Source organism: Meiothermus sp., assembly GCF_025060375.1.
GTDB lineage: Bacteria > Deinococcota > Deinococci > Deinococcales > Thermaceae > Meiothermus.
The window spans coordinates 13006-34497 of the sequence record NZ_JANXCG010000054.1 but is presented as its reverse complement, the minus strand read 5'-3'; the positions used below and the strand labels follow the sequence as shown (position 1 = coordinate 34497).

21 protein-coding genes are annotated in these 21492 nt (G+C 66.6%); 9 read left to right on the top strand and 12 right to left on the bottom strand.

From position 1 onward, the window contains the following. The 6 genes from folE2 to NZ849_RS06890 all read right to left on the bottom strand — a co-directional run bounded on the left by folE2 (position 1) and on the right by NZ849_RS06890 (position 3960). Positions 1 to 1029 (bottom strand): GTP cyclohydrolase FolE2, encoded by a 1029-nt coding sequence (gene folE2 / locus NZ849_RS06915; RefSeq protein ID WP_295387670.1) that lies wholly within the window; start codon positions 1027 to 1029, stop codon positions 1 to 3. Between the two features lie 199 nt (positions 1030 to 1228). Further along, the gene (tmpR, locus tag NZ849_RS06910; protein ID WP_295387667.1) at positions 1229 to 1942 is read right to left on the bottom strand and encodes a bifunctional dihydropteridine reductase/dihydrofolate reductase TmpR; all 714 of its coding nucleotides are present in this window, start codon (positions 1940 to 1942) and stop codon (positions 1229 to 1231) included. Next, positions 1939 to 2346, bottom strand: a complete 408-nt coding sequence (locus NZ849_RS06905) for an NUDIX domain-containing protein (RefSeq protein ID WP_295405599.1) — start codon at positions 2344 to 2346, stop codon at positions 1939 to 1941. The genes tmpR and NZ849_RS06905 overlap by 4 nt, the downstream gene beginning before the upstream one ends. Further along, positions 2343 to 3074: an ImmA/IrrE family metallo-endopeptidase gene (locus NZ849_RS06900; protein WP_295387661.1), complete on the bottom strand. Its 732-nt coding sequence runs from the start codon at positions 3072 to 3074 to the stop codon at positions 2343 to 2345. Before NZ849_RS06900 ends, NZ849_RS06905 begins: the two co-directional genes overlap by 4 nt. A gap of 7 nt (positions 3075 to 3081) precedes the next feature. Then, positions 3082 to 3549, bottom strand: a complete 468-nt coding sequence (locus NZ849_RS06895) for a GyrI-like domain-containing protein (RefSeq protein WP_295387657.1) — start codon at positions 3547 to 3549, stop codon at positions 3082 to 3084. Between the two features lie 18 nt (positions 3550 to 3567). Further along, complete coding sequence (locus tag NZ849_RS06890; protein ID WP_295387654.1) at positions 3568 to 3960, bottom strand: helix-turn-helix domain-containing protein; 393 nt, start codon at positions 3958 to 3960, stop codon at positions 3568 to 3570. 108 nt (positions 3961 to 4068) lie between these two features. Here NZ849_RS06890 and NZ849_RS06885 point away from each other — a divergent pair, with 108 nt between their 5' ends. Continuing rightward, positions 4069 to 4350 (top strand): hypothetical protein, encoded by a 282-nt coding sequence (locus tag NZ849_RS06885; RefSeq protein ID WP_295387651.1) that lies wholly within the window; start codon positions 4069 to 4071, stop codon positions 4348 to 4350. Here the strand turns inward: NZ849_RS06885 and NZ849_RS06880 are convergent. Continuing rightward, positions 4347 to 5291, bottom strand: a complete 945-nt coding sequence (locus tag NZ849_RS06880) for a nitroreductase family protein (RefSeq protein WP_295405597.1) — start codon at positions 5289 to 5291, stop codon at positions 4347 to 4349. The genes NZ849_RS06885 and NZ849_RS06880 overlap by 4 nt on opposite strands. Positions 5292 to 5437: 146 nt before the next feature. Here NZ849_RS06880 and NZ849_RS06875 point away from each other — a divergent pair, with 146 nt between their 5' ends. Beyond that, entirely contained in the window at positions 5438 to 6955 is a 1518-nt protein-coding gene (locus tag NZ849_RS06875; RefSeq protein ID WP_295387646.1) for a CoA-acylating methylmalonate-semialdehyde dehydrogenase, read from the top strand. 1 nt (position 6956) lies between these two features. On the opposite strand, the gene deoD is transcribed toward NZ849_RS06875, so the two are convergent. Continuing rightward, positions 6957 to 7670: a purine-nucleoside phosphorylase gene (deoD, locus tag NZ849_RS06870; protein WP_295387642.1), complete on the bottom strand. Its 714-nt coding sequence runs from the start codon at positions 7668 to 7670 to the stop codon at positions 6957 to 6959. 112 nt (positions 7671 to 7782) lie between these two features. Between deoD and NZ849_RS06865 the strand changes: the two genes are divergently transcribed. The 5 genes from NZ849_RS06865 (at position 7783) to NZ849_RS06845 (ending at position 13639) form a co-directional block, all read left to right on the top strand. Next, entirely contained in the window at positions 7783 to 8901 is a 1119-nt protein-coding gene (locus NZ849_RS06865; protein ID WP_295387639.1) for a M20 family metallopeptidase, read from the top strand. Positions 8902 to 9155: 254 nt separating this feature from the next. Beyond that, positions 9156 to 9779: a hypothetical protein gene (locus NZ849_RS06860; RefSeq protein ID WP_295405595.1), complete on the top strand. Its 624-nt coding sequence runs from the start codon at positions 9156 to 9158 to the stop codon at positions 9777 to 9779. A gap of 3 nt (positions 9780 to 9782) precedes the next feature. Then, positions 9783 to 11366 carry a hypothetical protein gene (locus NZ849_RS06855; protein WP_295405593.1) on the top strand — a complete coding sequence of 528 codons (1584 nt, stop codon included), beginning with the start codon at positions 9783 to 9785 and terminating at the stop codon, positions 11364 to 11366. After that, a complete protein-coding gene (locus NZ849_RS06850) occupies positions 11363 to 12496 on the top strand; it encodes an LptF/LptG family permease (protein ID WP_295405591.1) in 1134 nt (377 codons plus the stop codon). The genes NZ849_RS06855 and NZ849_RS06850 overlap by 4 nt, the downstream gene beginning before the upstream one ends. Positions 12497 to 12538: 42 nt before the next feature. Further along, the gene (locus NZ849_RS06845) at positions 12539 to 13639 is read left to right on the top strand and encodes a DegT/DnrJ/EryC1/StrS aminotransferase family protein (RefSeq protein WP_295387628.1); all 1101 of its coding nucleotides are present in this window, start codon (positions 12539 to 12541) and stop codon (positions 13637 to 13639) included. Between the two features lie 5 nt (positions 13640 to 13644). Here the strand turns inward: NZ849_RS06845 and NZ849_RS06840 are convergent, their stop codons facing one another. The 4 genes from NZ849_RS06840 to NZ849_RS06825 all read right to left on the bottom strand — a co-directional run bounded on the left by NZ849_RS06840 (position 13645) and on the right by NZ849_RS06825 (position 19860). Continuing rightward, positions 13645 to 16653: an EAL domain-containing protein gene (locus NZ849_RS06840; protein ID WP_295405588.1), complete on the bottom strand. Its 3009-nt coding sequence runs from the start codon at positions 16651 to 16653 to the stop codon at positions 13645 to 13647. 135 nt (positions 16654 to 16788) lie between these two features. Continuing rightward, positions 16789 to 18321 (bottom strand): NAD(P)/FAD-dependent oxidoreductase, encoded by a 1533-nt coding sequence (locus tag NZ849_RS06835; RefSeq protein WP_295387623.1) that lies wholly within the window; start codon positions 18319 to 18321, stop codon positions 16789 to 16791. 21 nt (positions 18322 to 18342) lie between these two features. Beyond that, on the bottom strand, positions 18343 to 19167 hold the full coding sequence (locus tag NZ849_RS06830) for a phytoene/squalene synthase family protein (RefSeq protein WP_295387620.1): 825 nt from the start codon (positions 19165 to 19167) through the stop codon (positions 18343 to 18345). Between the two features lie 21 nt (positions 19168 to 19188). Next, complete coding sequence (locus NZ849_RS06825; protein ID WP_295387619.1) at positions 19189 to 19860, bottom strand: class I SAM-dependent methyltransferase; 672 nt, start codon at positions 19858 to 19860, stop codon at positions 19189 to 19191. A 104-nt stretch (positions 19861 to 19964) separates the two neighbouring features. Between NZ849_RS06825 and NZ849_RS06820 the strand changes: the two genes are divergently transcribed. Together NZ849_RS06820 and NZ849_RS06815 are read left to right on the top strand one after the other, a co-directional pair. Then, positions 19965 to 20846: a MerR family transcriptional regulator gene (locus tag NZ849_RS06820; protein ID WP_295387617.1), complete on the top strand. Its 882-nt coding sequence runs from the start codon at positions 19965 to 19967 to the stop codon at positions 20844 to 20846. 24 nt (positions 20847 to 20870) lie between these two features. Beyond that, a complete protein-coding gene (locus NZ849_RS06815; RefSeq protein ID WP_295387614.1) occupies positions 20871 to 21461 on the top strand; it encodes a cyclic nucleotide-binding domain-containing protein in 591 nt (196 codons plus the stop codon). Positions 21462 to 21492: the final 31 nt, after the last annotated feature.

Sequence of the window (21492 nt, the reverse complement as noted above, 5' to 3'; positions counted from 1 at the left end):
TCAGCGCACCAGACTGGAAAAGTCGGCGAAGTCGGGCCGAAACCCCCCCGGCACCCCTTTGGCCATCACCGCAATCGCATCGTGGGCGTGCAGGCTCTCTAGGTGGGCGCAGGCCACCTGGAAGTCGTGGATACGGGGATCAGCCACTAGCCTGGCGTAAAGCAGGCGCACCGCATCCTCCACAAACTTCACGTAGACCCCGTTCAGCTCGGCAAACGCCTGCTCATCTTCCCGCTTGACCATCACCTGAACCTCGGTTTTGAGAGCCTCGCGGGCGTGGTGCACCAGGTCTTCCAGGTGCAACTGGGCTCCTTCCGCCACCTCTACCCTGAGGCGGGCCACGGAACGCTGGCTGTGAGGGATGGCGTAGACCCCCCGCACGTCACGGGCGTGCTCGGCCAGCTCTGCTGAACAAGGGCAGGCCGAGGAGTAGACAAAGTCCAGCTCAACGTAGCGGCGCACTGGCCCACCCCCCTCCACCGCCGCCTCGTAACGGCCGTCGTAGTATTGGTAGCCCTCCAAACCTGAACGCAGAGAGGGCACCAGCATGGGGTAGCTGAAGGCCACCCTAACCCGCGCGCTGAGGCTGCCCAGCTCCCTTTGATAGTCGCGCACCACCTGGGCCAGGGTATCCAGGTCGAAGACCACCTCCTTTCGGGCGTAGAAGGTACGGATAATCCGGCTCATGTTGATTCCCTTGAGATCGGCCTCGAGAGAGACCGTGCCGGTTACCCGAGCCTCCAGGAGCAAAGGCTCCCCCGAGGGCACGGCAAAGCGAAGGGGCAGGCGGAAACCCGCAATGCCCACCTGCGGAATGGGCACGTTGGCCCCCTCCACAGCGTCCACGGTTTCAGTCATGTCGGGCAGGCTGGCCCGGTAAGCCTCGTCGGGGCGAAAATGGGCATCGTAGGCCCGCATTATCACCGGCTCAGCGCCATCGGTGTTGCGAAACAGGTAGGCCTTTCTACCGCCGTTCTGCCCACTGGGAGGGAGGGGCTCGAGGGTTTGCTTATCTCCGTAGCGAAGCAAGGGAGTCTCCTTATCTCCACCAGCAACCTCGAGAGTCTGGTGGCCGGAATCGAAGGGAGCCCAGCCTGGACCCCTGAGCCGTCCCCCTTCCGCCCAGCCCAAGGGCCCGTGTGGCCCCCTTGGGCCACACCCGCCCAATATGCCACCTTATACGGAGGCTAAACGTAACCTGAACGATGGTCTAAATCCCTCAGAACACTCAAAGGTTCCAGCCCCCAGCCACCTCGAGCACCTGACCGGTCAGGTAGCTGCTCCCCTCCTCCACAAAGAAGAGCACCGCCCGGGCCACCTCCGACAAAGCCGCCAAGCGGCCCATGGGAATCTCGCCCACCGGTTTGGAGACGGAGTTCTCGGCCACGCCAGGGGCCACCACATTCACCGTAACCCCCTGGGCCGCCAGGCGCTGGGCCAGGGCCTTGGTGTAGAGGATGAGGCCGGTCTTGGCCACCGCGTAAGGGGTGATATGGGGCCAGGCCCGCAGTTGCTGGACCCCCGCAAAGCCCAGGTTCACCACCCGGCCATAGCCGCTCGCGCACAGGTAAGGGAGGGCAGCTTGGGTCAGGTAGAAAGGGGCGTTGAGGTTGGAGTCAAGTATCCTGTGCCACTCCTCGGGGCTTAGGCGCTCCACCGGTTTTTTGAGGTAGTCCCCAACGTTATTGACCAGGACGTGAAGCCCCCCCAGGGCCTCCACCACGGCGCGGACGAGCCCCTGCGCCTCCTCGAGCCGGGTCACGTCTGCCCTAAGCTTCACAGCCCGAACCCCCAGCCCCTCGGCCGCTCGGCGGGTCTCCTCGGCCTCCGCCTCGCTCGTGCGGTAGTGCACCGCCACGTCAAAGCCAGCCCCGGCCAGGGCCAGCAGAATAGCCCGCCCGATGCCCCTAGCAGAGCCGGTCACCAGGGCTACCCGCCTCATCCCTCCTCCCGCAGGTAGACCTCGAGCAGGCTGCGGGTAATCCGGTTGAGGGGACAGCCCAAAGCCGCCTCCGGCTCCAACCAAGCCCATTCCAAAATCTCCTCACCTGGCCGAACAGCTTCACTCGCCACTTCGGCGAAGTAGTTGACGAACAGAAAGTGCTGGGGCTGGTAAAACTCCGGGTCAAAAACCCCCTCTTGCAAAAGGGCGAAGCGGAGCCGGGTAGGCTCGAGCCCCACTTCCTCCAAAAACTCCCGTCTCAAAGCCTCCTCCAGCGACTCCCCCCAGTTCACCTTACCCCCCGGCACCCCCCAAAGCCCGCCCCACTTCCCCGTCCTCACGAGCAGCACGCGGCCTTGGGGCCCTCGCGCCAGGGCACCCACGGTGGGAATAGGGTACTTCATAAGCCGCCTCCGCCCAGCTGGGCCTTGTAGACCCCGTAAACCCGCCCCCCTTTAGGATAAGCCTCGAGCCAGTAGGGTTGGGAATGGTTGGGTAGGCGGGACGCGGCCTTTTGGGGAAGACCGGTTTCCACGGCCACCACCAAAGGGTCATCGCGGCGAAAGCCCAGCCCCCGGGGCAGCCGATCCGGGATGCGGGGGTGCCGGGCGCTGAAGTAGACCCGAAGGGGCCGTCCTCCTGCTACCAGCACAAGGGACGGAACCGGCCCTCGTTCGGCCATGGCGATGATGGCCACCTCCTCCGAAACCTTGTGCTGCTCGGCTAGCTCCAAAACCAGCCTTGGGCTCTGCCCCCTTCGGGCGATGGCCGCATCAACCACCTCGCCCGGGAGGAGCATCTCGGCCGCCCCCAGGTTGCAAAGGGCCTCCAACTCCCGTTCCAGCTCGCCCCCTGCATAAGCCTCGTGCAGCTCGGAGAGGAGGTCGTGGTCCTGCTGGATGAGAAGGTGCATGACCTCGTGGGCCAGGGTGAAGCGCTGCCGCCGCGGTGGGGCCTGGGGGTCCAGCAGAATGAGGTTTTGCTCGGGCATCCAAGCGCCAAAACGCCCCTCCGGTAGCCGGCCATAGGCAAGGCGGACCCCTACCCCATCCACCAGCCGCGCTGGGGTGAGGGGGGCCTGCGCCCGGCGGTAGGTCCGGGCCAGTTCCAGCACACGTTGCCGCAGGTTCACCGGTCTTCTAGCGAATCGCCACGAAAATTGAGGCCCGCAGAGGGTGCTCGTAGACCTCAAAGTCAAAGCTGTACGCCCGTCGTGGTGCCCGGGGCTGGCGGAAATAGGCCTGAATCTCCCCCCAAGCCCGGCGCGCCGACTGGGGCTGGGGCCCCTGGGCAGTGAACATCAGGTAGCGCCCCGGAGGAACGTTGAGCGCAGCAATCCCATCGGGCACGTCCTCCAGCCCACGCACCTGATAACCCACCAGCATTGCACAGCGGTCCTGGTCTGCATCGTAGCTGTGGTAGACCACAAAGGGCTTGCCCCCCGCCATCCGCCTAGGCAGAGCCCGCTCGAGCACCCCCCCCTCCACCCGGGCCCAGAGCTCAGGGAGGCGGGCCCTGCTGGGGTCGGTCTCGGCGCTGTGGGAGGTGTGCACCACGTAGCCCGCCACCAGAAAGCCCCACTCCCGGGTCAGAATCGGACGCTCCATGCGGCTGGACAGGGGGCCTCAGCCCTCCAAGACCCGCTTGAGGTGCAGGTATATCTCGTACCAATCGCGCTTGGACTCCGGGCGCTTACCCCGCAACTCAATGCGTGAGAGGGTCTGCTGCCACTCTGGGGTGATCTCCGCCCCCAGCTGCGGGTCGGCAACCAGCTCAGCCAGCCCTTTAGGAAGTGAAGCAGGGGTGCGCTCACCGTAGAAGTCCACCGGGGCCAAGAGGTCGTTGACGCTGAGCCCGTAGGAGGTGGCCAGGGTTTGCAGGGTGTCCAAAGAGGGGTTGGTGCGGCCCCGCTCGAGGTCGGAGAGGTAGGGCACGGAAAGCCCGCTTTTCTCAGATAAATCCTTCAAGCGCCAGCCCCTTTGGGTGCGCAGCTCGCGCAAACGTTCGGCTAGGGTCATGGTTCTGACGCTAGCATAAAAGCCCCCTATGGTCAAGGCGTAATCTCCCGGACTCAGTGTTGCGTTATGCAGACTTTTTCTGTTATAATCAGAAAAGAGAGGTGTTTTATGAGTTGTGAAGAAAGAATCTGGCAGAGCATTGGGCGGGGCAAGGTTCGCCCCAGCGAGGTCCTGAACGCTCTAACCGAGCTGGACAACCGCAAAGGACCGGTAGGGCTTTACGCCCTGGAGCAGGAGCTTCGGAGGAAAATTCCCTACCTGCGGCCCACCGCCCAACCCCTGGCCCAGGCCTGGCTGGAGGCCACCGTTCTCTACCGCGAAACCTACTATCCCGAAAGCCGCCTATCCAGACTCTTCCAGCTGCTCAACCCATCCCGCCGGACGACCTAGTCCTCCCCTAGGGCCTGCAACAGGGCCTGGCTCAGGGCCTCCCCCGGAGGCCCCTCGCCGCGGTGGGCGGCGAGTTCCTTCTCTACCCAGACGTGGCCCCGACTGTGGAACTGGAGGCTGCGAAACCCGTGGGCATGGGCCTGCTCAATCAGCTCTCCCAGGCTGCCTGCCTCCAGCCCCCGCTCCTGCAACTGCCCCAACAGCTCCGCCGGCAGGTCGGGCTCGAAACCCTGCTGGGCGGTGAAGACCCGGTAGGCCGGCTCGCGGGCCTCCATAGCGCCGCCCTTGGCGAAGTAGCGGCTGAGCAGCCGATGCCAGTCCCCTCCCTGAGCGATGGGGGCCATCTGGGCGTAGGCCTGCTCGAGCTCCTCGGGCTCGTAGGTCCGGTAGCGGTTCTCGTGCACCACCATGCTCCGGGGCAACCGCGGCCGGGGCGGAGGTGCTTCGTCGGGCACCCCCACGCAAAGCCCCGCCACCGGAACCACCCCCCGCGGCAGCCCACACAGACGCGAAATTTCCCGAATTCCGTTTAGAACTCCCCCAATCCAAACGATGCCATAACCCAGCCCCTCGGCCATGGTAGCCAGAGCGCTGCCAGCCAGCACCGCGTCCACAATGGCGAAGTGCAGGGCGGTCCGGGGCCAGCGGCCAAGGGTTTCCCCGCGATGCTCGAGCAGCCTCTGCAGGCGGTGGACATCGGCCAGAATCAGGAAGAACTCCGCGCAGGTTTCTATGTGGGGGTTCCGCCCGGAGTGGCTGGATATCTGGCGCCGGAGCAGGGGGTCGCTGACCCGAAGCAGGCTGTACATCTGCGCGGTGGCGTCGGTAGGGGCGCGCTGGGCGGCGAAGAGGATCTTCTCCAGATCGCCCTCCCGCAAGGGTTCGGGCTTGAACTTCCGCACGCTGGCACGGCGCTGGTAGAGGGCATACAGCTCGCTCATGGCGGCCAGACTAATGGGAAGGTGGCCAGAAAAAATGTGAGCCGCTCTTTGGACACCCTGTCCATTGCACCGCCAGACACCTGCGCCTACCATGAGTCTGTCTGGGCACCAGCGTCTACCCAATGCAAAGCCCAAAGGAGGCAGGTATGGTCAAGGAACCCCAGGTAACCCTAAAGCGCGTCTCCCACTGGATTGGCGGCCGGGTGGTGGAGGGCCGGTCGGGGCGCAGTGGACCGGTCTGGAACCCGGCCACCGGCGAGCAACAGGCAGTGGTGGACTTTGCCTCGGTGGAAGAGGTGGACCAGGCGGTGGCGGTGGCCAAAGAGGCCTTCAAAAGCTGGCGGCAGACCCCGCTCTCGCGGCGGGCCGAAATCATGTTCAGGTTCCGGGAACTTCTGGACCAAAACCGCCGCCGCCTGGCCGAGCTGATCGTGCTCGAGCACGGCAAGACCTTGGCCGACGCCCTGGGGGAGGTCGCCCGGGGGTTGGAGAACGTGGAGTTCGCCGCTGGAATCCCCCACCTCCTCAAGGGCAGCTTCTCCGAGCAGGTAAGCCGGGGGGTGGACGTCTACCAGATTCGCCAGCCCTTGGGCGTGGTGGCCGGAATTACCCCCTTCAACTTCCCGGCCATGGTACCGATGTGGATGTTCGCCAACGCCATCGCTTGCGGTAACACCTTTGTCCTCAAGCCCTCGGAAAAAGACCCCTCTCCCAGCCTCTTCTTAGCCGAGTTGCTCAAAGAAGCAGGGCTTCCCGACGGGGTTTTCAACGTGGTGCAAGGCGATAAGGTGGCTGTGGACCGGCTGCTGGAGCATCCCGACATCAAGGCCATCAGCTTTGTGGGCTCCACCCCCACCGCCAAGTACATCTACGAGACCGGAACCAAAAACGGCAAACGGGTCCAGGCGCTGGGCGGAGCCAAGAACCACATGGTGGTGCTGCCCGACGCCGACATCGGAATGGCCGCCGACGCTGCGGTCAGCGCCGCTTATGGCTCTGCAGGGGAGCGCTGCATGGCCATCTCGGTGGTGGTGGCGGTGGGCGACAACACCGCTGAGGCCCTCATCGCCGCCATCAAGGAGCGCCTGCCCAAGATTAAGGTGGGACCGGGCCTGGAAGAAGGGGTGGAGATGGGCCCCCTGGTCACCCGGGAGCACCGCGACAAGGTGGCCTCCTACATCGAAAACGCCCCAAAAGAAGGGGCCACGGTGGTGGTGGACGGCCGTCAGGACCCCATTACCAAGCGGGAGGGCTTCTTCCTGGGGGTAAGCCTGCTGGACCATGTGAAGCCCGGCATGAGGTGCTACGACGAGGAAATCTTCGGCCCGGTGCTCTCGGTGGTAAGGGTCAAGACCTACGAGGAGGCGGTTCGGCTCATCAACGAGCACCCCTACGGCAACGGCACCGCTATCTTCACCCGCGACGGCGGGGCGGCCCGGCAGTTCCAGTTTGACGTGGAGGCGGGCATGGTGGGGATCAACGTGCCCATCCCGGTGCCTGTGGCTTACTACAGCTTCGGCGGTTGGAAGGCCAGCCTCTTTGGCGACCTGCACATGTACGGCCCCGAAGGGGTGCAGTTTTACACCCGGGCCAAGGTGGTTACCAGCCGCTGGCCCGATCCCAGCACCTCTAGGGTGGACCTGGGTTTCCCCCAGGTGCGCTGAGTCAGCCCGGAGAGGCCACCGCCGTCTCCAGGGCCAGTTCAACCATCTGGTTGAAGGTTTCCTGGCGCTCCTGGGGGGTTGAGCGCTCCCCAGTGGTCAGGTGGTCGCTCACGGTCAGGATGCAGAGGGCTTCCACGCCAAAGCGGGCCGACAGGGTGTAAAGCCCGGCGGCCTCCATCTCCACCGCCAGCACGCCGTACTGGGCCCAAAGCCGGTAGGCCTCGGGGTCTTCGGGGTAAAAGGTGTCGGTGGAGAGGACGTTGCCCACGTACACCGGCATCCCCCGGCGCTGGGCCTCCTCAAAAGCCCGATGCAGTAGGGAAAAGCTGGCTATAGGGGCGTAGTTCTGCCCGCCAAAGCGCAGGTTGTTGAGGGAAGAGTCGGTGCAGGCCGCCTGGGCGATGACCAGGTCCCGCAGGCGCAGGTGGGGCTGGATGGCTCCAGCGGTGCCCACCCGGATGAGGGTTTTGCAGCCGTAGAACCGAATGAGTTCGTGAATGTAGATGTTGGCCGAAGGAATGCCCATGCCGGTGCCCTGGACGCTTACCCGGCGGCCTCGGTAGGTACCGGTGTAACCGAGCATACCCCGCACCTGGTTGTAGAGCACGGGGTTTTCCAGGAAGTTCTCGGCAATGTGCTTGGCCCGAAGGGGGTCTCCCGGCAGCAGCACAGTTTCAGCAACGGCCTCCTTGGGAGCAGAAATGTGCGGCGTCATGGTGTTCATACTACCCCACGGGAAACCCCGCCCTTTCCGGACGAGGCCTGTCTCCTCCAACCCACAGGTTCACCCCCTGCTCGAGCCGGACCCTTAGCGTTAGGATAGGCCCGTGAGACCCCTGGACTACTTGCAAAGCCGGCTTTCGGCAATTCTAGCCGACTTGGAGGCCATCGTCGTCCGTGAATCCCCCTCCCACCACCAAGCGGGCCTAGAGGAGGTCGCCCACTGGATTGACCAGCAGTTCCGCCCCTTTGGGGCTGTAACGCAGACCCAAACTCCCAACGGCCCCCTGCTGCGGGTAGAGGTGGCCGGCAGGGGAAAGCGGGTGCTGGTGCTCTGCCATTACGACACGGTCCACCCCATCGGCAGCTTCCAGCCCCTTTGGAGGGTAGAAGGGGAGCGGGCCTACGGGCCGGGCGTCTACGATATGAAAGGGGGTATCGTGCAGCTCCTGTGGGCCCTGCGGGCCAGTCGGGAGCTCGGCTTGGGTTGGCCGCAGCTCGAGCTCCTCTTCACGCCAGACGAGGAGGTAGGCTCCCACGCCTCCAGGGCAGCCATTGAGGAGGCCGCCTTGCGCAGCGATGCGGTGCTGGTGCTAGAGCCTCCCACAGGCAACGGCGACCTGAAGGTGGCCCGCAAGGGGGTAGGCCAGTACCGGCTCACCGCCCAGGGCAAGGCTGCCCACCAGGGGGTGGAGCCGGAGAAGGGCATCAACGCCATTGTGGAGCTGGCCCACCAGATTCCGCGGGTCGTGGCCCTTGAGGACCCGGAGAGGGGCACCACCCTAGGCCCCAACGTGGTGCGAGGCGGTACCGCCTCCAACGTGGTGGCCGCAGAGGCCTGGGTGGAGGTTGACCTGAGGGTCTGGACCAGGGCTGAGGCCGAGCGAGTGGAGGCAGCACTCAGGGCGCTGAGGCCGGCCCTGCCTGGGGCCTCCTTGCGCCTGGAAGGAGGGCTCAACCGCCCCCCAATGGAGCCCACCGAGGCATCCATGAGCCTCTTTGAGATGGCCCGCCGAATCGGGGAGGCGCTAGGGCTCCACCTGGGCCCCGGCCGGGTGGGTGGGGGCTCCGACGGCAACTTCACCGCCGCCCTGGGGATTCCCACCCTGGACGGGCTGGGCCTCTTTGGCGAGGCCGCACACCAGCCCACGGAGAACGTCCACATTCCCCAAATTCCCCTCCGCACTGCCCTTTTGTGTGGGGTTCTGGAGGAGATGGCCCGGTGAACCTCCCGCAAGCGCCCAAAAGCTCCAAGACGCCCTCCGAGAGCGGGGCTCGCGAGGGCATGGCCCAACCCGCACCGCCCAAACGGTGGGCCGGAGCGTGAAGTGGGTGGTCTTCCAGGGGGCTCGATGCCCCACGCCGCAGGGAGCGCCCCTTCCACCCTCTTTGGCCTCACCCCTCATGCTAGCCCTGACCGGTGGACCTGTGTTGAGCCATCCCTCATGCCGTTCATGCCAAGGGCCCCTAGCATGGTCCCATGCGACGTGCGTTGCTCCTGCTGGTTCCCCTAGCGCTCTTTGGTCTGGCCTCGAGGTTCGCGGGCTTTGAGGTAAGGCCCCGGGGCAGCTCCGAGCTGGACGTGAGCACCGGGGTCTACACCCTGCCCAGCGGTGGCACCATCACCGACAACAGGAGTGGCCTGGTGCTGGAGGCCCGCTACATCCAGTACAAGGAAGGGGAGTTCATTAGGGCCCAGGGGGCTACCCTGAGGTCAAGGGAGGGCGACTTCAGCGCCTCGAGCCTAGAGTACCTGCAAAAACCCGATACCCTGCGGCTAAACGGGGTGCGCTTCAGCTCCAAGGAAATCCGGGGTCTGAGCGCCCAGCAGGGGCTTCTTCTGAAGGAGGATGTGCTGGTGCTCAAGGGGGAGGTGCGCTCGAGCGAGCCCTACCTAGAGGCCAGCGTCGTGGTCGTGGACACCTCCCAAAACCTGGCCCTGGTGCTGGGCAACTTCAGCTTCCGCGACGGGGCCACCACCCTGCGCGGTAACCGGCCCGACAGCACGCTGTTGCTGAGCTTCGCCGAGGGCCGGGTGCGGGCCAGTACGCGGGTTCCCGTGGAAATCCTGAACCGGCTGCGCCCCTATGCCGATAGACTGTAGGGCGTGTGGAGGCTCAAAAAGAGAAATCTGTGGGCCCTCATGCCCCTCGCAATACCCTTGTTCGGCCTGGGCTGGGCTGTTCCCTGCCGCGAGCAGCCCTATACCCTTGAAACCGCAGAGGGCTTAGCGGGCGGGGGAAACCTCGAGTTTGACGGCGAGGTGGCCCTCTTCACCGACGGGGCTTGCCTGGAGACCCGGGGCCTGACCCTGCGGGCCCCCAGCCTGCGCTACGACCAGGCTAGCGGGGAACTCACCGCGCAGGATGTAGAGGTGGAAACCCCCCGCTACCGCTTCTGGGCAGAGGAGGCCTGGGTTAGGGGCCAGACCCTGCGGGCCTCGGGGGTGCGGGCCACCACCTGCCGCTGCGGGGAAGACCTGCGGCTGCTCTCCCAAAGCCTGGTGTTCAACACCCAGACCGGCGAGGCGGTGCTGGAGGAAAGCCGGCTCGAGGTCTACCGCCTTGGCCTAGCCCGCTTTGAGGCGCTCACCATCAACCCCAGCCAGTCCCTGGGGGAGAGCCTGGGCCTTACCGAGGCCGGGGAGGCCCTATCCGCGCCCTTCCGCTTCGACTTTGACCAGGGGCTCAACCTGGGGCTGAACGGGTTCCCCCTCCCCGGCCCCCGGCGGTTCTCTAGCCGGCTCACCCTGCTGGCCCTACGCCTAGGCAGCCCCGACCCGGTGCTGCGCCTGGGCCTATCCGCACGGGAAAAGCAACGTCGAGCCAGCCTCCAGCTTGACGTCAAGGCCAGCGGCTTCACCAGCCTGGGGGAGGTGGTGGACGGCCCTCTATTCTTTGTGCACGACAGCGCAGCAGGCCGCTATGCCTTTGGGCTGCGGCAGGGTTACAGCTGGGGGGGCCTGGCCTTTACCCCCTTCGGCTGGGTAGCCCAAGACTGGCAGGACGGCACCCCCGCCACCCAGGTGCAGGGCCTGGCCGCAGGGACCGAGCTGCGCTACACCCTAGGCTTGAAGGAGGGCCCTTTCCGCCTGAGCCTAGAACCCTTCGGGGTCTTCACCCTGTACGACCAGGCCCCCAGGTACCTGGCCTACGGAGGGCAGGTGGAGGGGCGCTACGAAGGGGCATTCACCCTGCACCTAGGCTACAGCTGGAGCGCCGAGTTGGGCCTGGGCCGCTTCTGGCTCGAGCGGCGCGGGGCTGTCCACCGGCTCTTCGGCAGGCTGGAGTTCCCCGGGCTCGAGCTCCAAGCCGAGCGCGACTTCCTCAAAGCCCAAACCCAGGGCAGTCTGCGGCTTGGCTACCAGCAGGACTACGGCGAGCTGTGGATGCGCTACAACTTCTGTGTTGAGTGCGTGGGAAAGACCACCAGCAACGGCCGAAGCGACTGGGAGCGGCGGGAGCTGGTCCTGGGGTTTACCCCATCCCCCCTCACCTGCACCCACGAGCTGAGCCTGAGCCCCCTTCTTGGGTATGATTTCCTGCGGCAAGGCGTGAGCCGCTTCGGCCTCGAATTGCGCTACGCTGACTGCTGCTTCGTCTGGCGGCTAGGCTACCAGGAGGTCCGCATCGCCCAGCACCCCGACGAGGTCTCGAGCGGAAAGTTCACCCTAGGTTTGGAAATCCGATGACCCTCCTCGACCGCTACATCCTGCGCGAAGCCTTTCCCGTCTTCCTGTTTGGGTTGCTGCTCTATGTGGGCTTCGGCCTCCTGAGCAACCTGCTGCCCCGGGCCCAGTGGCTGGGCACCGCCGAAGCCCTGGGTGTCCTCAAGTGGCTGGCCCTACAGGTGCCCTACGCTACAGTCCAGGCTCTGCCGATCGCCGCGCTGCTCTCGGTTATGCTGGCCTTTGGTCGGTTGGCCAGAGAAAACGAGCTTATGGTGATGCAGGCCGGAGGTGTCCCGCTCCTGCGGGCGGCCCGGGTCTTTCTCCTGGGGGGGCTGGCCCTGAGCGGGGCCTCGCTGGCCCTTTCGGAATGGGTGGTGCCCTGGGCCAACCGGGCCACCATCCTGGTCTACTGGAATGAGCTAGTTCCCGAGCGCACCGCGCAATTCCGCCTGGTCGGGCGGGAACTGGCGGTGGGAGCGTACGTGCTTCGCTTCGAGGGCTTCGACCCAGAGAAGGACGAACTGCAGCAGGTTCGGCTGGAGCGTTGGCAGGGCCAGACCCAGACCGTTATCCTGGCCCAAAGCGCCCGCCTCACCGGCCAGAGCCTGGTCTTCCGCGACTACCGGGTCTTCACCCTGGACTTCGCCCGCCTGCCCATCCCCGACTTCACCACCCTGCCCGAGGCTGAGGCCTACCTGCGTGAGGTCTTCCGGGCCCAGAACATCGGGGCCCCAGGAGCCGAGCTTACCGTACGCCTATCCCAAAGCCGCGAGGACCTGGAGGCCCAGTACGCGGGCGGCGGCTTTGAGACGCCAGTGGCTCTCTCGAGCTGGTGGCGCAAGCTGCAGGACCCCACCACCCCTCCAGCCGAGCGGCGCGAGGCCCTGGCCCAGTGGCACGCCGGAGTGGCCCTGGCCCTGGCCAACCTGCTGGTGCTGGTGTTGGCGCTGCCGGTAGCCGTGCACCGGGCCAGCAGCCCCGGCACCGCCCTGGCCCTGGCCCTGGTTCTCACCATCGCCTACTACGTGGCCTTCAGCGTCGGCAAGGTGGTGGCCCTGACCGGGCCCCTCCACCCGGCCCTGGCGGCCTGGGGGGCCAACCTGCTGGGGGCAGGGGTGGGGCTCTGGCTGGGGCGGGGAGTTTACCGGTAGCTGCCCCTCAACACAGCGCTCAGCAACCTAGAGGTGCACTGAATGGTACCCATCCTTGACCTAAAGCGCGAATATCAAGAACTCAAAGACGAGATCGATGCGGCCATAGAGCGGGTCCTCCTCTCCGGAGGCTTCGTGGGTGGCCCCGAGGTGGCCGCGCTGGAGGGCGAGCTGGCGGCCTACCTGGGGGTAACCCAGGTGGTGAGCTGCGCTTCCGGAACCGACGCCCTCATCCTGGCCCTGCGGGCCGCAGGGGTAGGGCCCGGGGACGAGGTCATCACCACCCCCTTCACCTTCATCGCCACCCTCGAGGCCATCCTGCACGTGGGGGCCCGGCCGGTGCTGGTGGATATTGAGCCCCAGACGTACAACCTGAACCCCGCCCTTCTAGAGGAAGCCCTCTCACCCCGAACCAAGGCCATCCTGCCGGTGCACCTCTACGGGCAGGTAGCCCCCATGGGAGAGATTCTGGCCTTTGCCCAAAAGCACGGGCTTTTGGTCCTGGAGGACGCCGCCCAGGCCGTTGGGGCCCGCTACCTGGAAGAGGGCCAGGCCCGAATGGCCGGCACCCTGGGCCGGGCCGGGGCCTTCAGCCTCTACCCCAGCAAGAACCTGGGGGCCTACGGCGACGGAGGCTTCATCGCCACCAACGACCCCAACCTGGCTGAGGAAGCCCGGCTGCTCACTGCCCACGGCTCCAAGCTGCGCTACCAGCACGTGCGGGCCCTGGGGTACACCTCGAGGCTCGACGCCCTTCAAGCCGCCATCCTGCGGGTCAAGCTACCCTACCTAGAGGGCTGGAACGCCCGCCGCCGGGCCATCGCAAACCGCTACACCGAGGCCCTGAAACACCACCTCCTCACCCCCTGCGAGATGCCCTACGCCCACCACGTCTACCACCAGTACACCGTGCGCCACCCCGAGCGGGACCGGCTGGCGGAGCATCTGCGGGCCCGGGGCATCGGCAGTAGCGTGCACTACCCCCTCCCCGCTCACCTGCAGCCAGCCTACCGGCACCTGGCCAAGGAGGGCAGCCTTCCCGTCGCCGAAGCCGCGGCCCGGGAGGTGCTGAGCTTACCCATGCACCCCTTTTTAGAGGAGGCTCAAGTGGAAGCGGTCATTGAAGCGGTGCTCAGTTTCTGAAAGGCTCACCCCTCCAAAGCCTGGGGCGGGCCGAACAGGTACCCCTGGCCCAGGGTGCAGCCCGCCTCCTGGAGCCACTCCCTCTGCTCTGGGAGCTCAACACCCTCCGCCAAGCAGAGCAGCCCCAGGTTTTGAGCCAGGGCTACCACGCTGCGCAAAACCGCCTCGCTCCTTGAGCTCCTCCCAATGCCCGCGGTAAAGCGGCGGTCGATTTTGATGAGGTCAATGGGCAGCTCGCTCAGGTAGGACAGCGAGGAGTAGCCGCTTCCGAAGTCGTCCAGGGCGACGTTCAGGCCCATCTCCTTGAGGGCCCCAAGCCGCTCCCGCAGGGGGCTGTCCATCAGGACGTTTTCGGTGACCTCGAGCCACAACCGGCGGACGGGAAACCCCCACTTGGCCAGTACCCGCTCCAACCAGCGGAGCAGGCTATCTTCCAGCAAGCTGCGGGGCGAGAGGTTCAGGCTCAGCTGCTCCTCCCGTGAGGCGGTGAGGCGAACCGCCTGGTACAGGACCAGCCGGTCGAGCCGGTGAATCAGCCCGGACTCCTCGGCCAGCGGGATGAAAAGCTCTGGCAGCAGTCCCTCCCCTACCCAGCGGGCCAGCGCCTCCAGGCCCCAGGGGCGGCCGCTCCTCAGGTCCACGATGGGCTGAAAGTAGGGCCGAATCTGCCTTTTCTTCAGGGCCCCCCTGAGCCTCTGCAGGGCCTCCAGGCGCGACCTGAGGCCCTGGTCCAGCTCAGGGGTGTACCCCAACCAGAGGCGGCCGCTGCGCTTGGCCTGGTACATGGCCACATCCGCGGCCCGCATCAGCTCTGACAGGTCTGTGCCGTGCTCGGGGTAGCGGGCCGCACCCGCGCTCAGGGTAACGTGCAACTCCCGGTCGGCCACCCAGATAGGAGCCTCCAGAACCACCCGGAGCATCCGACCCAGCTCCTCCACGGGTGGCTGGCCCTCCAGCAGGAGGACAAACTCGTCCCCGCCCACCCGGGCCACCAGCGCGAGCGGCAACCTCTGCAGCCTCTCGGCCACCTGCCGTATGAGCTCGTCGCCAGCCAGATGGCCGTAGGCATCGTTGATCATCTTGGTCTCGTTCAGGTCTATGTACAGGAGCGTGGCCGCCCCCCCAGGCCGCAGCAGGGCCTCGGCCTGGCGCACCAACCCCGCCCGGTTGAGCAGGCCGGTGAGCGGGTCGTGGAAAGCCAGGAACTCCATGCGCCGTTCCGCAGCCTTCCGCTCAGAGATATCCCGCACAATGCTGAGAATCAGGCCCTCCTGGGGCAGGGCGAGGCCGGTGGTCTCGGCCTCCAGCAAGCCCCCGCCCGCCCTGTGCAGGGGCTGCTCCACCCAGGGAAGCTCCGGTTCTCCCCGGCGCAGCCGCTCCACCCGGGCCAAGGCGCGGTGGGTGTTCTCGCCGGTCCAAAGCTGGGCCATGGACACCCCCCGAAGGTCCTTTACCCCCAAAAGCTCGTGCATCTTGGGGTTGGCGTAGTGTATCTCCAAGGAGCCCGGGTCAAAGAGCAGGAGCCCCAGGGGCAGGTGCTCAACCAGGGTGCGGAAGCGCTGCTCGCTCTGGGCCAGGGAGTTTAGGGTCTGAAGGCGCTCTAAGGTGGCCTGCAACAGGGCGGCGGCGGCCTCTACCAGCTCCAGGTCGGCCCTGTCTAAAGGCCGCTTCTCCTCCTCCACATTCACCGTACCCACCACCTCTCCCCTCACGCGAAGGGGAACGAACAGCGCCGAGCAGACCCGCTCGTTCACCACCAGGAAGTCGGGGTCCTGGGTGGGGTTTTGCAGCAAGATGGAATGCCCTGAAAGGTAGCATCGGCTGGTCACCCCCTGGCCCAGCGGGATGCGGGGGTGGTTCAGGTAGTAGCCCCGGTGGTGGCGGGCCACCAGGACCCTGCCCTCTTGGTAGTAGACCGCCACCAGGCCGTAGCCAAAGCTGCTGTGAAGCTCCTCCACGAAAAGCCGGGTGGCCTCGTCCGCGCCCTGCACCGAAAGCAGCCGGCGCGAGAGGGCGTACAAGAGCCCCAAACGGCGGGCCTGGGCACGGGTCTCCTGGGAAAGCCAGGTGTTTTCGGCCTGGGTGGAGACCAGACGGCGCAGCGCCAGGTCCCGCTCGAGGAACAGACTCAAAGCCCGGCCCACCAGCTTCAGGAGCTCCAGGTCACCGGGGCCCAGCCTGCGGGTGGTGCTCTCCACGTTGAGCACCCCTACGGCCTCCCCATCTACTTTGAGGGGAACCGCCACATCGGAGAGAATACCCGGCATGGGGTAAATGAAATCCGGGTCCTGCGCAGCGTCCTCCACCAACACCGGCCGCCCTGAGCGCACGCAGCGGGCCATCACCCCGTTTCCGATGGGCAGCCGCTCGAGCCACTGGGTATAGCCCACCTGGTGCTGCAGAACCAGCTCGTCGCCTTCCCTCAGGTATATGGAGACCAGGTTGTAGCCGAAGGTTTCCGCAACAACCTCCACGCAGTAGCGGAAAACCCCAGGTCCATCCAGCTCCGCCGAAAGACCCTGGCCCAGTCTGAAGAGGAGCTCGAGGTACTGCCGGAGCTCCTCTGCTCTCATGAACCCCCAAAGCAGCGCCCCCGCTGTCCTTATGTAGCCCTGTTCCTCCGAGCTCCAGCGCCGAGGCCGCCGGTCCGCAAAGGCCAGCAGGCCCCCTCCGGCCAGCGGCAGGACCAGCAAGCCCCCCAGACCATCCGGACCCTGCTCCAGCGCCAGAGGGGAGGAGAGGTTTTCCACCAAACCGCCCAGGTCTGGGGGAAGGTCCCCCTCCAGCGATACCCAGACCGGCCCGAGGAGGGCCGGCCCCCGGGCATAGGCCCAGGGCACCCCCAGACCCCGGGCCAGCGCCCTCAGGGCGGCCCTAAGGGCCCCGGTAGATTCCTGGTTCTCCAGGAGAGCGCGGGCCGCTTCCCCCAAAGCGGCGAGGAGCCCGGGGTTTTGAGCGTCTTCCCGGGGCTCAAAACCGGTTTGCCGAGCGGATTTATCCCTGGCTTCCAACAAACCTCCACCCTCTCGCAGCCTGGCTGCGCCCTTCTGAGGGTATCAGAAGCGGTCCGGGCTGGCTGTGCGCTTTGACCAGCGGGCCCTAAGGTCCGTCCGAAGCCAATGGCAGCTTCCCAGGCCTGCACACAAGGGTCAAAGCCGCCGCCGGCTCAGGTCGGTCAAGAGCACCCGGGCCGCGTTCCGGCCACTGGCCCCCATGATTCCCCCGCCCGGGTGGGTGCTGGCCCCGGTGAGGTAAAGCCCCCTGACGCCCGGGAAGCGGTAGCCGGAGGCCCCCAGCCACGGGCGAAGCATGAACATCTGGTCGGGGCCCATCTCCAGGTGCATCACGTTGGCGCTGGGCATGGCGAACTCCCGCTCGAGCCAAAGCGGGGTCTGCACCAGCTCAGCCACAATCTTGTGGCGCACCTCCGGGTCGTGGCGCTCAAAGCTCCGCAGGATGGCCTCCCGAGCCTCCCCCGCCCGCTCCTCCCAGCTCCCCCGGGCCAGGCGGTAGGGGTAGTACTGGGCCCAGAGCCAAAGCGTCTCACCTCCGGCGGGGGCCAGGGTATCGTCCACCGCGCTGAAGCTCATGGCCACCAGGGGAGGGTCGCGGGTAGGTTCCCCGGCCAGGTAGTCGCCATAGGCCCGGTCCAGCTGCGGTTCGCCCGTAATCAAAAGGCCCAGCCCCACCCTCGCCTTGTCCTCTGGGCAGGTCCGGTAGCGCAGCTTCTGGGAAAGGCCCAGCCGCAACACCATGCCAAAGCCGTTGCCCACCCGCAAACCCCGAGCCTCCTCCGGCACCCGCTCAGGGGGCAGCAGCTCGAGGGTTTTCTGGATATGGGCCCCAGCCAGCACCGCCCGCGCGGAAACGGTCTGGCCATCCCCCAGCCGCAGCCCCACAGCCCTACTCCCCTCAAGCAACACCGCGCGCACCGGGCTCTCCAGGTATATCCGCCCCCCATGGGCCTCTATGGCCCGCACCAGGGCCTGCGACAGCCCCCCTGACCCCCCCCGAGGCCGGGCCACCCCGCTCAGGTGGTAAAGGGGGTGCCAGAGGAGAAAAGGCCCGGAGAGCGGCTCGGTGGGCGGCGGGCCCGACTGGGCGGCCATCCAGACCAAAGGCGCCCGCACCCGCTCCTCGCTGAAGTAGGCCCGCGCCAACTCCCCGTAGGGCCGCAAAATCCAAGGCAGCCGCCGCCGCCACTCCCGACCAAACCCCGCCCCCAGCAGCAGCTTGCGCCCCAGGTTGAGGGGGCTCGGCGAAGCCATGAAGGCCTCCTTCACCGCCTGGGCAAAGGGGAGCCAGTCCCTCACGAAGCGCGAGTAGGCCTCGCCCTGCCCGGGGTAGCGGGCCTCCAGCTCGGCAACGGTCTGCTCCACACTGCGCCAGATAAACCAGCTTTCCTGGCCATCGGAGCAGTGGAAGAGGGGGTCAAGCTCGATATACTCGAGCCCATACCGACCCAGCTCGAGCTCCTCGGGAATCGGGGTAAGGCGGATCAGGATGTGGGCGCTGCCCCCCAGGTCGAAGCGAAAACCCTGGTAATCCAGGGTGGAAACCGCCCCCCCGGGCACCCCCCGCCGTTCAAAGACCCCCACCCGGTAGCCCGCCCGGGCTAGGTAGGCCGCTGCGACCAGGGCGTTGTGCCCCGCGCCCACCACCGCCACATCCAGGTCCGGCATACCCCAGCATCATACCGGGGCTCAGACCCTGAGCCACAGGGCCCGCGGCAGGAGCCGCACCCTCTCGTAAGCTGAGAGGGTGGCCCGCCGGGAAAGGTTGTCCCAGCCGATGAGCTCGAGCTTGTCCAAAATCCCCTGGTACTGCAAAGCCGCCAGCGCCACCGCCGCCCGCCCGGTCTTGAGGTACTTCAGGCCCGAAAGCCCCTCCCGGTAAAGCCGGCGGGCCTCCGCAGCCAGCGCCCGCATAAGCCGCACATACCGGGGACTCACCCTGCCCTGGCAGAGCTCCTCCAGACCAACCCCGTAGCGGGCCATCCAGTCGGCGGGCAGATAGACCCGTCCCAAGGCCAGGTCCTCCCCCACATCGCGCAGGCAGTTGGTAAGCTGCATGGCCTGACCAAGCCGAACAGCGGCCACGCGCCCCTCCGGACCAGCCCCGCCGATGGGGGCGATCATCAGCCCCACAGTCCCGGCCACGCGGTAGCAGTAGGTGTAGAGCTCCTCCAGGGTGGCCATGCGCACCGGGTGGAGGTCGGTGCGAAAGCCCTCCCGCATATCGGCAAAGGCCTCCTTGGGTATGTCCCAGCGCTCCAGCGCCCAGGCCAAAGCCACCTCCCAATTCCCCTGCGGGGCTCCCCCATAGGCCCGCTCCACCCCAGCCCACCAGGCCTCGAGGTCTTCAGCGGGGTTTTCCGACTCGTCCACGGCGTTGTCACCTACACGGCAGGCCGCGTAGACCGCCCAGGCCCCCTTGCGGGCCTCCCCGCGAAAGAGCAGACTGCCGTAGTAGAAGGTGGCCGAGTGACGACGAATAATCCCCGATACCGCCTGCCAGTTGGGTTCCATGGCCACATCCTCCCCTATCCCCTAGGATTTATCGTCAGCATGTTGCCCCTCCCTACGGGCAACCTTTGTCCCCACCACAAATCCCACCGAGGCCTCGCGCCAGCCCTCCACCCCAAACCCCTCCCCCTCCAGCAACGCCCGGAGCCCCCAAAGGGTGGGAAAGCGCAGCCCAGCGCGCTCCAGCAGGCCCTGCAATGGGCTTTCCGTGCGGTGGGCGAACATCACCCAAAGCCGCCCTCCCGGCCGCAGCACCCGGTACAGCTCCTGGACGACCCTCTCCGGATGGGAAAACTCGTTCCAGGTCCCCCCTACCGCCACCCCATCCAAAACGGCGTCGGGTAGGGGTATGGCCTCGGCGTAGGCCAGCAGGGGTACCAGCCCAGGGTGCCTTCGGGCCTTGCGGACCGCCATCCGGAGCATGGTCGGAGCATAGTCCAGGGCGTAAACCCGGGCCGCTCCCGCCCGCAGCAAGGCCCGGGCGTAAAGCCCGGTGGAGGCCCCTAGGTCCAGGAAAACCCCACCCTCAACCGGGGCCAAGGCCCGACACATCAGGGCGAGCTCCTCTTCTAGGGGGAAGCTCCGCCCCGAAAGCAGGCTGAGCGCTCGAGCCCGCCAGAGCTCGTACCCCCAGGCCGTCAGGGGGCAGCGGTTGACCCACGAAGCCAGGGAGGGTGGAGGGGGCGAGGGACACATGCTGGAACCATTCCTAAACTTTTACAATCCATATACGGAACGCCCGGAAAACCTTGACGTAAGTTATACAACCTGCTACCCTGTTTTTCAACAAGAGGGCCTTTATGCGCAAGGAGCTGGGGGTGTACACCATCGCGGAAGTGGAGGAGCGGACCGGGCTCTCCGCCGCGCTGTTGCGGCAGTGGGAGCGCCGCTACGGCTTTCCCCGCCCGGAGCGTTCGCCCGGTGGGCACCGCCTCTACAGCGAGACCGACCTCGAGGCCCTGCAGCAGATCAAACGTTGGATCGCCCAGGGAATCACCCCAGCCCAGGCTGTGCGCCGCTACCTGGAGGGCCTGACCCAAGAGGGCCCCCGTCCGCCCGAGCAGCTTTCCCGGGAGCTGGAGGAGGCCTTGCTGCGAGCCGATGCCGAGAGCGCCGAGCGGGTGCTTTCAGAGGCCTACCGCCTGCACCCGCTGGAGGCCGTGGTCCTGGAGGTCATCTCTCCCTGCCTGCAGCGAATCGGGGACGGCTGGCACACCGGCCGGGTCAGCACGGCCCAAGAACACTTCGCCAGCACCTTCTTGCGGGGGTTTCTGCAGGGGCTTTTCAACCTGATGGGGGGCTCGCTGGGACCTGGGGTAGTGGTCTCCACCCTTCCGGGCGAACAGCACGAGCTGGGCAGCCTGATCACCGCTCTTTTTCTGAGACGGGCGGGGTACACCGTGCACTACCTGGGGCCCAACACCCCCCTCTCTGACCTGCGCTCCTTCGCCGAACGCACCGGGGCCAAGGCCATCGTCCTCTCGGCCGCCCAGCCTGCGGCCCTAGAGGCGCTGCCCTCGGGGGCCCTGGCCCATCTGGCCCCGCTGGTGGTGGTGGGGGGGCGGGCCGCGGCCAGCCAGCCCAGGCTGGTGGAACGCCTCGGGGCCCAGTACCTGGGCAACGATCCTCGGAAGCTGGTTGAAGCCCTTTCGCAAGCGCTCAAGCAGGAGGGACTCTGGTGAGCACAGGAAGCCAAAGGAGGCCGTATGAAGAAGGTACGTAGGAAAGAGGTCATCTACCGGGCCGGCGACCGCGCCGAGGCCATCTACCAGCTCGAGCGGGGCTTGGTGCGGATCGTGGAGATCCTCCCGGACGGACGGCAGCTCACCCTGCGGCACGTGCTGCCGGGAGACTACTTCGGTGAGGAAGCCCTCTCCGAGCGGCAGTACCGCTACACCGCCGAGGCCCTCACCGAGGCCGCTGCTTACGCGGTAGACCCCAGGACCCTCTCCAGCGAGGAGCTCCGGGCGCTGGCCGCCAACCTGGCCAGCCAGATGGTGCAGGTCCAGGCCTACGAGACCCACCTGCAGTGGGGTGAGCTTCGCAGCCGAATCTGCCGCTACCTGCTCTACCTGGCCTCCACTGCGGCCAAAGGCCAGGACGAGCGGGGTGCCTACGTCACCGCCAGCCATGAGGAGATTGCCGACGCCACCGCCTCTACCCGCGAGTCGGTGAGCAAGCTGCTCTCCGACCTGCGCCACGAGGGCATCCTGGACACCGGCTACCGGCGCATCTACCTGGTGGACCGCAGGCGGCTGGAGCTGGAGGCCGAAAGCCGGATGCTGCAGGCGGTCTAGGGGAGCCGGCCAGCCCGGCGCCCACCCCGCA